Genomic DNA, 12,281 nt, shown 5'->3' with positions numbered 1-12,281 from the left:
GACTCCTAGTTGATCGGCTGCAGCGGGCTGTCCGCGTGGCCGGGCGTCGAACGGTTCTTGAGGCTGCGCACGACCACCTTGGTCTCCTCGCGTGCGGTGGCGAGCCCGCGCACCATGCCCGTCCACTTCTCCGGGGGCAGGTCGTAGCCGCCCTGGGTCTTCGCGGTGATCGTGAACGGCCTGCGCAGCAGCCAGCGGAAGGGGAAGAAGCCCAGTCCGACGATGACGACGAGCCAGTAGAACCAGGGGAAGACCACCCCGCTGGGCACCCAGACGATGAGGACCAGCCAGAAGAACACCAGTGTGCCGAGGATCAGCACGACCGCGCCGTTACCCGCGTCGACGTCGTGCTCGAACTCGTCACCGACCGCCGGCGTGGTCCACTCGATCCGCCGGCTCACCTGCCATTCGCGGTAGTCCGCCGCGATGACCGTCTTCGTCGTCAAGGTGTCCGCTCCCCTGCCCCGGTACCGCCCACGATGTTCCCACAGGGGGCCGACAGAACCGAGTATCCGCGCGCGGGCCACCCGGCGGTGCGGGGACGGGCAAGGGGCCTCAGCAGGCGGGCTCGGCGGGCTCGCGTTCCGGGGCGCCGGGGGCCAGCAGCTCCGAGCGGGTCAGCACGACCGGGTCCGGGCCGTCGTTGCGCAGCTCGTTGGGCCTGCCGTCCTCCAGGAAGAACGCCTCCCCCGGGCCGAACGGGCGCGGCTCGCAGGAGTCGGCGCGCTGCACGGTCACCGTGCCGGACCGCACGACGGAGATCACCGTGCCGGGGTGGCGGACCCAGCCGCTGGCCTGGCCCGGCTGCAGCACCTCGGTGCGCACGAGCAGCTCGGCGGGGCCGGGCGTGGAGATGTCGACCGGGCGGTCGAGGCGGCCCACCGCGTCGGATCCCGCCTGGGCCGCGGTCGCACCAGGAACCTCGGGGCCACCGGGGGCGGCCGCGGACGTGGTCGGCGCCGCGGACCGGTCGGCCGGGACGATCTCGACGGTCGTCCCGTCGGAGGGTGCGGCGTCGGACTCGTGGCCGAGCTGCCCCGGCTGGGCGCACCCCGCGAGCAGGGCGGCGGTCGCGACCAGCAGGGCCGGTCCGAGAAGGTGACGGGCGAGCGGCACGGGCGGTGTCCCTCCGGGCGCGATGCGTGATCGCACCGCACGCTAGTGGCCGATCACCACGCGAGCGGCAGCCGGGTCGTCCCGTTGATGAAGTTGGAGGTCAGACGGCGCACCTCGCCGTCGAGCCGGGCCGGGGGCAGGCGCAGGAACGCGGTGAGGAAGGCCCGCATCTGCATCCGGGCGAAGTGCGCGCCCAGGCACAGGTGCGGCCCCTGCCCGAACGCCAGGTGCTCGTTCGGGGTGCGGGTGATGTCGAAGGTGTCCGGGTCGGCGAAGCGGCGCTCGTCGCGGTGCGCCGAGCAGTGGTAGACGACGACCTTGTCCCCCGCCGCGATCTCCGCCCCGTTCAGGACGTGGTCGCGGGTGGCGGTCCGGCGGAACGTCAGCACCGGCGGGTGCCAGCGCAGGATCTCCTCGACCGCCGACGGCAGCAGCTCCGGTTCCGCGCGCAGCCGGGCGTAGGCGTCGGGGTGCCCGACGAGCGCGAGCACCCCGCCCGGCAGTGCGCTGCGCACCGTGTCGTTGCCCGCGATGACCAGCAGGAAGAAGAACATGTGCAGCTCGGGGCCGGTGAGCGCGCGGCCGTCGACCTCGGCGTGCACCAGCGCGGTCATGACGTCGTCGCCGGGCTCGGCGCGCTTGCGCTCGGCGAGGGCGTCGGCGTAGCCGAACATGTCGGCCAGCGCGGCCGGGGAGCGCGGGTTCACCGGCGGGCCCTCGGCCGCGTGGTCCGGGTCCTGGTAGCCGATCACCCGGTTCGTCCAGTGCAGCAGCATCGGGCGGTCCTCGACCGGCACGCCGAGCAGGTCGGACAGGTTCTGCAGCGGGAACTCGTCGGTGACCTGCCCGACGAGCTCGCAGCCGCCGCCGACGCGCACGGCGTCCAGGAGCGCGTCGGCGCGGCGCTGCACCGCGGCGGCGAACCCCTCCAGCCGCCGACGCGTGAACGCCCCGGTGACCAGCGTCCGCAGCCGGACCTGCTCCGGCGGGTCCATGTTGAGCACCATCCGGCGCAGGAACGGCAGATCGCCCGGGTCGGGGTCGCGGATCTGCGTCGCCCCGAGCGACGACGAGTAGTCGGCCGGGCTGCGCAGGACGTGCCGGACGTCGTCGTAGCGGGTGACGGCCCAGAACCCGGGTCCGGCCGGCCACGGGCCGACGGCGTGCTCGTCCTGCCAGGAGACGGGCACGGTGTCGCGCAGCAGCCGCAGCGCGTCGTGCGGCACCCCGCGGGCGAACACACGCGGGTCGAACACGTCGGTGTCGATCCCGTCCGGGTCGACCCCATCGGGGCCGCTCACCGGTTCGCCACCTCGATCAGCGTGTCCGCGTGGCAGGGCACGTCCTCGGCGCACCAGCAGCACAGGTCCTTGCCCGCGAGCTCGGTCCGGGCCCGTTCGACCAGGTCGGGGCGCTCGTCGAGCAGCCAGCGGCGGTGCGCGGCGATGGCCGGCGCCCGCCCCATCTCGCGCACGTCGAAGGGGTTGCCCCACGGTCCGGGCCGGGTGACGAGCACCGCGCCGTCGGGTTTGCGCCACCCCTTCGTGCGACGCAGCCGGATCCGCTGTGGAGTGCTCACGATCCGCACCGTAATCAGGTGGCGCAGCTCACGGCCAATCGCTTTGCATTGCGCAACGCACCGGCGCATGCTTGCGCGAGTCAACTAGTTGCGTGATACATGCACTACCGAGAGGGGGTCCGCGATGAGCACCGCACAGGCTGCCACCGCCGAGCCCGCCGACGCCGACCTGGAGCTCGCCGACTCGATCGTCCGGGAGCTGTTCCTACTGGTCCGCCAGGTGAAGCGGTCCGGTGAACGGCACCGACCCGAGATGATCGTCGACATGGCCGGCTACCACGTGCTGGCCCACCTCCACTTCGGCGGCCCGCAACGGGCCGGCGAGGTCGCCGCCACCTTCCACTCCGACCCCTCCACGATCAGCCGGCAGGTGTCCGGCCTGGTCAAGGCGGGTCTCATCGAGCGGCGCGCCGACCCCGGCGACGGGCGCGCCTCCCTTCTCGCCGCGACGGACGAGGGCGTCCGCGTGATCGAGACCGAGCGACGCCGTCGCGCGCACGTCATCGCCACCGTGCTGGCCTCGTGGAGCCCCGACGACCGGCAGGCCCTCACCGGCCTGCTCGGCCGTTTCCTCGACGACTACCAGACCTTCGAAGCACAGGAGTCCTGAGAATGTCCACCGCTGCCGCCAGTGCGCAGCGCCCCGTCGCCACCTCCGGCGACGGCGAGCTGACGCACCGGCAGATCCTGACCGTCCTGGGTGGACTGATGCTGGGCATGTTCCTGGCCGCCCTGGACCAGACGGTCGTCTCGACCGCGATCCGCACCATCGCCGACGACCTGTCGGGCCTCAACCTGCAGGCGTGGGCGACGACGGCCTTCCTCATCACCAGCACCATCACCACGCCGCTGTACGGCAAGCTCTCCGACATCTTCGGCCGCAAGCCGCTGTTCATGACCGCGATCACGATCTTCCTGATCGGGTCCGTGGCCTGCACCCTGGCCTGGTCGATGTACTCCCTGGCCGCGTTCCGCGCGCTGCAGGGCCTCGGCGCCGGCGGCCTGATGTCGCTGGCGCTGACCATCCTCGGCGACATCGTGCCGCCGCGTGAGCGTGCCCGCTACCAGGGCTTCTTCCTGGCCGTGTTCGGCACCTCGAGCGTGATCGGCCCGGTCATCGGCGGCCTGCTGTCCGGCGTCGACACCATCGCCGGCATCGACGGGTGGCGCTGGATCTTCCTGGTCAACGTGCCCATCGGGCTCGTCGCGCTGGTCGTCGTCTACCGGGTGCTGAACATCCCGCACGTCCCGCGACCCGCCCGGATCGACTGGCCCGGCGCGCTGGCGCTGGCGCTGTGCCTGGTGCCGCTGCTGATCATCGCCGAGCAGGGCCGCGAGTGGGGCTGGGGCTCCACGTCGGCGGTGGTCTGCTACGTCATCGGCGGTGTCGGCCTGCTGCTGTTCCTGCTGGCCGAGCGTGCCTACGGCGACGCCGCGCTGCTCCCGCTGCGGCTGTTCCGCACCGGCATCTTCTCGCTGTCCTCGGTGCTCAACCTGCTCATCGGTATGGCGATGTTCGGCGGCATCGCGCTGCTGCCGCAGTTCCTGCAGATCGTGCACGGCGCGACGCCCATCGAGGCCGGCTTCATGATGCTGCCGCTGGTCGGCGGGATCATGGTCGCGTCGATCCTCTCCGGCCAGCTGACCTCGCGCACCGGCCGCTACAAGATCTTCCCGGTGATCGGCACCGCGTTCATCACGATCGCGATGGTGCTGCTGTGGCAGACCGTCACGCCGTCGATCCCGATCTGGCAGCTCGACCTGACCATGGCCCTGCTGGGTCTCGGCCTGGGTCTGTGCATGCAGACCCTCGTGCTCGCCGTGCAGAACGCGATGCCCGCCCGCGACATGGGTGTCACCACCTCCTCGGTGACGTTCTTCCGGCAGATGGGCGGCACGCTGGGCACCGCGATCTTCCTGTCGGTGGTGTTCTCCACCGCCGGCGACAAGATCGCCGACGCCATCCGCGCCGCGCTCGGCACGAGCTCGTTCCGGGCCGCGCTGACCGACCCCGCCGTCGCGGCCGACCCGGCCAACGCGCAGGTCGTCGGGGCGCTGCAGTCCGGTCAGGCCGGCGGCCTGTCCACCTCGGTGCTGGCCGACTCCTCGTTCCTGCAGCGGATCGACCCGCGGCTGGCCGCACCGTTCCAGGAGGGCTTCACCAGCGCGATGACGCTGGCGTTCCTCATCGCGGCCTGCGTGATCGCGGTGGCCTTCGTCCTGGTGCTGTTCATCAAGGAGCTGCCGCTGCGCACCATGTCCGGTGCGCAGGCCGCCCGGGCCGAGGCCGCGGGCGAGGGTGGCGCCGCCGCGTCGGTCCCGACCGAGGCGCTCGCGACGGTCGCCCCGGCCCCCGCCCCGGCCGGCCGGGTCGACGGCGGTGGGCGCGGAGCGGACATCGCGCCGCCCACCACGCCGCTGCCCGTCGTCGCCCGGCAGGAGCCGCCGCACCCGGCGCCCCAGCCGCAGCCCCAGCCGCGTCCGCACAACGGCACCGTCGGTGACGCCGCCGCGGCCGCGGGCCTGGACCACCTGCACTCCCGCAACGGCGACGGCCCGGCCGTCACCGGACGGGTCCAGGGCGGCACCGGCGCACCGGTCCCCGGGGCGGTCGTCACCGTCACCCGGCTGTCCGGCGACCAGGTCGGTCGCACCACGTCCGACGGCGACGGCCACTACCGCATCGCCGTCGACCAGCCCGGACGCTTCCTGGTGGTGGCGGCCTCGGCGGCGCTGCCGCCGCACGCCGCCACGGTCTCGGTCGGCACCGAGCCGGTCCGCCACGACGTGCGGCTGTCGGTCAGCAGCGGCATCCGCGGCACCGTGCTCGACGCCGCGGGCACCCCGCTGCCCGGGGTCACCGTCTCGCTGATCGACCACGGCGGCGACGTCGCCGCGGCCGGCCGGTCCGGTGAGGGCGGCCGCTGGGCGCTCGACGGCGTCCCGGCCGGGCGCTACACGCTCACCGCGGCCGGCGAGGGCGTCGACCCGGTGGCGGTCGGCGTCGAGGTTCCCGGCTCCGGCACGGCGGTCCAGGACCTGCGGCTGCCGCAGCGCTCCCGGCTCACCGGCCGGGTCACCGCGGCGCCCGACGGGCACCCGGTGGCGCACGCACTGGCCACGCTGATCGACGCCGAGGGCGCCGTCGTCGGGTCGCGGCTGTCCGGCCCGGACGGGACCTTCGCGTTCGAGGGCCTGCCCGCGGGCAGCTACACCCTCGCGACCAGCGGCTACGCCCCGGTCGCGACGGTGGTCGCGCTGGAGCCGGGCCGGGTGACCCACTCCGACGTGGAGTTCCCGCTCCCGCTCGACGGACAGGCGTCCACGAACGGCAACGGGTCCGCGTCGAGCAACGGCAACGGCAACGGGCTGCAGAACGGCCGGCACGTCCGGGAGGGCGAGCAGGGTCTGCGCGGCGAGGCGCACCGCTGACCCACCCGTCCGTGTTCCACGTGGAACGCCCCGTTCCTCCCGTCGCGGGAGGGGCGGGGCGTTCCGCCGTCTACAGCGCGATCGCCGCGCCCACCCCGGACCGGGGGTCGACCGCGGCGTGCAGCGTCCCGGGCCCGCCGCCCCCGGGGACGGCGGCGCCGGTCCCGACCGCGCACATCCGGCCCAGCGCCCAGGCGCCCGCGTCGTCCACGACGTGCCCGCGGCGGGTCAGCCCGGCGAGGGTGCCGGCCCCGAGCCGGGACTCGACGACGAGCCCGTGCGGCTCCCAGCCGCGCGGCGCGAAGGACGCGGGGAACGCCGTCGAGTGCCAGGTCGGTGCGTCGATCGCGGCCTGCAGGTCCAGTCCGCCGTGCATCAGCGCGAGCAGGAAGGCGAGCTGCCACTGGTCCTGCTGGTCCCCACCCGGCGTCCCGAACGCGAGCGCGGGCTCGCCGTCGCGCAGCGCCAGCGACGGCGACAGCGTCGTGCGCGGCATCCGCCCGGGCGCCAGCGTGCTCGCGAGCCCCTCCTCCAGCCAGAACATCTGGCCGCGGGTGCCGAGGCAGAAGCCCAGCGCCGGGATCGTCGGCGACGACTGCAGCCAGCCCCCCGACGGCGTCACCGAGATCATGTTCCCGGCGGCGTCGACGACGTCGACGTGCACCGTGTCCCCGCGGGCGACGCCGTCCCGCGACACCGTCGGCTCGCCGGTGCCCGGCCCGTCCGTCCCGGAGCCGCGCCCGGCGCCCGGGGTCGCCGCATAGTCCCCGATCCGGGGGGTGCGCCCGCCCGGCGAGCCGGGTCGCAGCCCGCCGTCCGAAGCCGGGCCGATCAGGCCCCGCCGGTCGTCGGTGTAGGCGTCGGAGAGCAGGTCGGCGAGCAGGTCGGGGGTCGCGCCGTCGCCGTACCAGGCCTCCCGGTCGGCGAAGGCGAGCTTCGCGGCCTCGGCGGCGGCGTGCACCGTGTCGAGGGTCGCGACACCGCCGGGCAGCTCCAGGTCCAGGCCCGCCAGCAGCCGCAGCTGCTGCAGCAGGACCGGCCCCTGCGACCACGGGCCGCACTTCGCGACCGACCAGCCGGACCCGGCGTCGGCGACGAGCGCGTCCTCGTAGTGCGCCGACCAGCCGGCCAGGTCGTCGGCGGTGAGCAGGCCGGTGTGGTCGCGCCCGGTCTCGTCCCGGACCGGGGTCGCGGCGAACCGGCCGATCTCCTCGGCGACGAACCCGCGGTACCAGGCGTCGCGGGCGGCGTCGATGCGCGCCTCCCGGCTCGGGCCGACGGCCTCGTCGAGCAGCCGGCGCCAGGTCGCGGCCAGCGCGGGCAGCCGCACCAGCTCGCCCGCGGCGGGGACCCGGCCGTCGGGCAGCCAGGTCGCCGCCGACGACGGCCAGTGCGTGCGGAAGTGGTCGGCGACCGTGCCGATGGCCGCGGGCACCCGCGGGACCATCGGGAACCCGCCCGCGGCGTAGCCGAGCGCCGGTGCGAGGACGTCCGCGAGCTCCCAGGTGCCGTGGTCGCGGAGCAGCGTCAGCCAGCCCTCCCAGGCCCCGGGGACCGTCGCCGGGAGCAGGCCGGTGCCGGGGACGATCGTGCAGCCCAGGTCGCGCAGCCGGTCGGCCGTCGCGGCGGCCGGTGCCACGCCCTGGGCGCACAGCACCCGCGGGACCGGGTCGGTCGCGGTGACGAACACGGCGGGCAGCTCACCTCCCGGCCCGCACAGGTGTGGCTCGACCACCTGCAGCACGAACCCGCAGGCGACGGCGGCGTCGAAGGCGTTCCCGCCCCGCGCCAGCACCGTGGCCGCGGCGGCGGTGCCGAGATGGTGGGTGCTGCTGACCGCGCCGTGCGGCCCGATCCGGTCGTGTCCTCTGGGTGCCACGACCCGGATCCTCACACGCTCGCGCGTGCCCCGCGGACCTCAGGCGGGGTCGCGCAGCTCGCTCACCAGCGGGACCTCCAGCACCCGGTCCGAGGACATCCACTCGCGCAGGGCGTGGGTGGCCAGCACGTCGTCGGTGTTGTAGCCGAGCAGCCGCTCCCGCTGGACCGGGTCGGGCTCGCCGCCGTCGAGCGCGACGGCGTCGCGGTACCAGCGCATGGAGTTCTCCCCACCCGCCTCCGGGTCCCGCCAGGAGAACCCGGCGGCGGGAGCGATCTTCTTCAGCCCCTTGCCCTGCGAGCACAGGAACCAGGTGGAGACCACGCCGTAGAGGTCCACCCAGCACGGGTCCGCGACGAACGCGCGCACCTCGGCCTCGGTCGGTATCCCGGGCATCCCGGCGAACCGCTGCGCCGAGGCGATCATCCAGCGGTTCTCGGCCTGCTCGTTGTAGCAGTAGGCGGCGAACGTGCGCCCGGACGCGAGCGTGGCGGCGCGCAGGCCCGCGAACCACGTCCAGAACTCCCCGAACGAGCGGCCCTCGTCGCGGGTGGGCAGCGGGTCCCAGGTCGCGAACGCCCGGTAGCCGGGCTCCGGGTCCCCGTCACGGGCACCGCCGGGCAGCGTCAGCAGCGCACCCCACAGGTAGGCGCCGGACTCGCCGAAGCTCTCCATGTCGACGTCGACCTCGACGTCGGCGCGGGTGACCGGCACCCGCGGCACCCGGCGGGCGACGGCGAGGCCCTGACGGCGCGCACGGGCCAGCGCCACGAGGTCGGTGAACGGCGGCCCGGGCAGGGGGCCGGTCAGCTCGGCGGGCGGGTCCGCCGGGTCCAGCGCGGCCAGCCCCGCGACGGTCGCGACGCCCGACTCCCGCAGCAGCCGCGCCGTCTCGCCGTGGGCGACCAGGCTGACGTCGTCGACCTGCTCCAGCTCGGCCTCGCACGTCGGCCACCAGGGGCAGCGGCGGCACTCGGTGATCCGCGACGGCGCCGCGAGCGCGGGCCCGCCGGTCGCCGCGGCCCGGGCGACGGCGGCCCGGTCGGTGAACCGCGCGTCGTACTCCTCCAGCGTGGACCGGCCGCCGGGCCAGTGCCCGGCCCGCAGGTCGTGCCAGACGACCACGTCGGCGTCGAGCCCGATCACCCCGCCGAGCCGCGGGGCCGACTCGGGCGGCGCCCAGCCCGCGGCCTCCAGCAGCCGGGTCAGCTGGGCCAGGGCCAGCAGGTCGCGCGGCTGGGAGCGGACCTTGCGGTCCGGGTCGTGCCGGGCGCGCTGCGGCCACGGGTCGGTGACGGCGGTGGTGCGCGCGCCCTCACCCGGATCGGTGATCCGGCGGCGCACGACGAGCAGTGGGACGTAGCCCCCGGTGGGCGTGCGCACGAGCAGCTCCGCGGTGCCGCGCCGGTCGCCGTCGACGGGCAGCACCGCACCCCAGACCAGCGGCGCACCGGCCGCGACGAGCTCGGCCGTGCGCTCCGCCCGGGCCGCCCGCGGACCGGCGCCGGCCCCGGCGGGCCCGGCCGCGCCGTCGGGCCAGGTGCTCGCCCAGTCCGCGCCCCAGGTGCGCGCGAGCAGCTCGCCGATCCGTACCCGGTGCGCCCCCGCGTCGGCCCGGCGCTGCTCGATCGCCGGGTCCGGCAGCCCCCGCGGCCGCTCCGCCGCCGACGGGTCGTGGTCCAGGTGCACCCGGCGGCGGCACCCGCTCAGCGCCGCCGCGTCCAGCAGGACACGGGGTGCGGTACGCGGTCCGGTCGAGGTGCTCACGGCTCCCGAGGGTAGAGACCACCCCCGACAGGACCGGATCCGCGTGACGCCCCGTTCCCCCACCCGGGTGGTGTCGGTCCTGCGCGTGCGGTGGGCGGGGCCCTAGGCTGCGTCGACACGGCGATCATCTGCCGAGCCGACCCGGGAGGACACGACATGGGACTGCTGCGCAGGAAGCCGAGCGCGGGCGAGCGCGCCGCGGCGGCGACCAAGGAGGCGGCGGTCGACGCGTCGGAACGGGTGCAGTCGGCCACGGTCCAGACCCTCGAGTACACCCGCGAGACCGCCGACAAGGCCGCCGAGAAGCTGCACCAGCGTGCGGTGAAGGCCCGGAAGAAGGCCGAGGCGGCGTCCCGGCGGGCGGAGAAGGCGGGCCGCCGGGCCGCGCGCAGCACGCGTCGCGCCGTCGGCGAGGGCACTGCCACCGCGAACAGCCTGCTGAGCTCGGCCGACCTCAAGGCCCGCTCGGCCGACCGGAAGGTCGCCAAGGCGGCCGCGAAGGCCGACGCGGGCGCCCGCAAGGCCGAGGCGAAGGCGGCGCAGGCCGCGGAGAAGGGCAGGCTCAAGAGCGAGACCCTTGCTGCCAAGCAGGCCGAGCGCGACCGCGTCGCCCGCGAGTGGAACGCCAGGAAGGTGCAGCGCTACCTGGGCGTCGCCAAGATCCTCGCGCCGCTGCTGGCGCCGTACGCGATGGCCGCGGCCGGGTCGCTGCGCCACCGCCTCGACGACCACCGTTCCCGGCGCCTCGGCGTGTCCCCGGAAGAGCTGGGCGGCTACTCCGGGCCCGGCGGCCGGCTGCACGCGCGGCTGTCCCGGATCGCGCGCACCATCTCCGAGCTGCGCGAGGACGGGACCGTCGAGCGCGACCAGGCCGCGAAGCGGTTCGCCGACGAGACCGAGCCGCGGCTGCACGACCTCGCCGCCGCCGTCCGGGCCGCGGAGAACATGCCGGCCGCCCGGCGCAAGGCCGCGTACCGCACGGTGTCGGCCGACCTGGACCGCATCGAGGTGCGGCTGCTCGACCACCTGGGCGTCCGCTCCTGAGACCGCCGCTCCTGTGGGCCCGGCCGACACCCGGGCCCACAGGACGACCTCATCCGGCGCGGTAGGTCTCCAGCAGCCGCAGCCACACCTCGCTGATCGTGGGGAACGCGGGCACGGCGTGCCACAGCCGGGCCAGCGGCACCTCGCCGACCACGACGACCGTCGCCGCGTGCAGCAGCTCGGCCACCCCGGGCCCGACGAACGTGACCCCGAGCAGCACCTCGCGCTGCGGGTCGACGACGGCGATAACCCGGCCGGACCAGTCGTCCGCGGTGAGCGAGGACCCGGCGACGGCGATGTCCATGTCGACCACCCGCACGTCGAGCCCCTCGGCGCGGGCGGCCTGGGTGGTCCGGCCCACCCAGGCGACCTCGGGGTCGGTGAACACGACCTGGGGCACCGCGTGGTGGTCGGCGGTCGCCGCGTCCTCGCCCCAGGCGGCGTCGTCGAGCGGGCGGCCCGCGGCGCGTGCGGCGATCGCGTGCGCGGCGATCCGGGCCTGGTACTTGCCCTGGTGGGTGAGCGGGGCGCGCCCGTTGACGTCGCCGACGGCGTAGAGCCAGTCCCCCGCGGCCAGCCCCGAGTCGTCGACGACGATCTCGCCGCGCCGCCCGAGGCCCACCCCGGCCGAGTCCAGGTCCAGCCCGTCGGTGGCCGGACGGCGCCCGGTCGCGACGAGCAGCCGGTCCACCTCGACCTCGTCCCCGCCGCCGCGCAGCACCGTCGCGTCCCCGTTCCGGCGCACCTCGTCCAGGCCCGTACCCAGCCGCAGGTCGACGCCGGCCTCCCGCAACCCGGCCGCGACCCGCTCGGAGGCCTGCGGCTCCGCCCCCGGCAGCACCCGGTCACCGTGGTTGAACAGCGTGACCTGCGCGCCCAGCCGGGCGTGGGCCAGCGCCATCTCGCAGCCGACGACACCGCCGCCGAGCACGCCGAGCCGGCGCGGGATCTCCGTCGCCGAGGTCGCCTCGCGCGAGCCCCAGTACTCGACCGTGTCCAGCCCCGCGACGTGCGGGACGACCGGCACGCTGCCGGTCGCGACGACGACGGCGTGGCGCGCGGTCACCACGGTCTCGGCGCCGTCGGCCGCGGTCACGACGACGCGCTTCTCCCCCGCCAGCCGGCCCCGGCCGCGCAGCACCGCGGCACCGGCGCCCTCGGCCCACCGCACCTGGCCGCTGTCGTCCCAGTCGGAGGTGAACGTCGTGCGGCGTTCGAGGACCTTCGCCGGGTCGAACTCGGCCCGCACGCCGGGCAGCCGCCGGACGTCGGCGACGGCCTGCGGGGTGCGCAGCAGCGCCTTCGACGGGATGCACGCCCAGTACGAGCACTCCCCGCCGAGGAGCTCGGCCTCCACCAGCGCCGCGGACAGGCCGGCGTCCACCGCGTAGCCCGCGGCGTTCTCACCGACCGGGCCCGCCCCGATCACGACGACGTCGTAGCTCTGCTCGCTCATGGGGCCGA

Annotated in this window: 10 protein-coding genes; 3 read left to right on the top strand and 7 right to left on the bottom strand. The window is 75.5% G+C overall.

The genetic code is table 11. The annotated features are described in order from the left end of the window. Positions 1-5: 5 nt before the first annotated feature. The 4 genes from DMP17_RS27210 to DMP17_RS27195 all read right to left on the bottom strand — a co-directional run bounded on the left by DMP17_RS27210 (position 6) and on the right by DMP17_RS27195 (position 2,695). Complete coding sequence (locus DMP17_RS27210; protein WP_226368088.1) at positions 6-446, bottom strand: hypothetical protein; 441 nt, start codon at positions 444-446, stop codon at positions 6-8. 109 nt (positions 447-555) lie between these two features. Then, positions 556-1,116, bottom strand: a complete 561-nt coding sequence (locus tag DMP17_RS27205; protein ID WP_337830987.1) for a cupin domain-containing protein — start codon at positions 1,114-1,116, stop codon at positions 556-558. 53 nt (positions 1,117-1,169) lie between these two features. After that, positions 1,170-2,417 carry a cytochrome P450 gene (locus DMP17_RS27200; RefSeq protein ID WP_226354516.1) on the bottom strand — a complete coding sequence of 416 codons (1,248 nt, stop codon included), beginning with the start codon at positions 2,415-2,417 and terminating at the stop codon, positions 1,170-1,172. Next, positions 2,414-2,695 carry a DUF4326 domain-containing protein gene (locus DMP17_RS27195; protein ID WP_226354515.1) on the bottom strand — a complete coding sequence of 94 codons (282 nt, stop codon included), beginning with the start codon at positions 2,693-2,695 and terminating at the stop codon, positions 2,414-2,416. The genes DMP17_RS27200 and DMP17_RS27195 overlap by 4 nt, the downstream gene beginning before the upstream one ends. A gap of 124 nt (positions 2,696-2,819) precedes the next feature. Between DMP17_RS27195 and DMP17_RS27190 the strand changes: the two genes are divergently transcribed. Together DMP17_RS27190 and DMP17_RS27185 are read left to right on the top strand one after the other, a co-directional pair. Then, positions 2,820-3,305 carry a MarR family winged helix-turn-helix transcriptional regulator gene (locus DMP17_RS27190; protein ID WP_226354514.1) on the top strand — a complete coding sequence of 162 codons (486 nt, stop codon included), beginning with the start codon at positions 2,820-2,822 and terminating at the stop codon, positions 3,303-3,305. Between the two features lie 2 nt (positions 3,306-3,307). Continuing rightward, positions 3,308-6,127, top strand: a complete 2,820-nt coding sequence (locus tag DMP17_RS27185) for an MFS transporter (RefSeq protein WP_337830986.1) — start codon at positions 3,308-3,310, stop codon at positions 6,125-6,127. A gap of 70 nt (positions 6,128-6,197) precedes the next feature. On the opposite strand, the gene DMP17_RS27180 is transcribed toward DMP17_RS27185, so the two are convergent. Continuing rightward, positions 6,198-8,006 (bottom strand): gamma-glutamyltransferase family protein, encoded by a 1,809-nt coding sequence (locus tag DMP17_RS27180; RefSeq protein ID WP_337830985.1) that lies wholly within the window; start codon positions 8,004-8,006, stop codon positions 6,198-6,200. A 39-nt stretch (positions 8,007-8,045) separates the two neighbouring features. After that, complete coding sequence (locus DMP17_RS27175) at positions 8,046-9,773, bottom strand: TM0106 family RecB-like putative nuclease (protein ID WP_337830984.1); 1,728 nt, start codon at positions 9,771-9,773, stop codon at positions 8,046-8,048. 156 nt (positions 9,774-9,929) lie between these two features. Between DMP17_RS27175 and DMP17_RS27170 the strand changes: the two genes are divergently transcribed. Beyond that, positions 9,930-10,817 carry a DUF6474 family protein gene (locus tag DMP17_RS27170; RefSeq protein WP_337830983.1) on the top strand — a complete coding sequence of 296 codons (888 nt, stop codon included), beginning with the start codon at positions 9,930-9,932 and terminating at the stop codon, positions 10,815-10,817. Positions 10,818-10,866: 49 nt separating this feature from the next. On the opposite strand, the gene DMP17_RS27165 is transcribed toward DMP17_RS27170, so the two are convergent. Next, positions 10,867-12,273: a dihydrolipoyl dehydrogenase family protein gene (locus tag DMP17_RS27165; RefSeq protein ID WP_337830982.1), complete on the bottom strand. Its 1,407-nt coding sequence runs from the start codon at positions 12,271-12,273 to the stop codon at positions 10,867-10,869. Positions 12,274-12,281: the final 8 nt, after the last annotated feature.

The organism is Pseudonocardia sp. TMWB2A, from assembly GCF_017312135.1.
The sequence above is the reverse complement of the archived record's forward strand: the minus strand, read 5'-3'. Positions and strand labels throughout refer to the sequence as shown.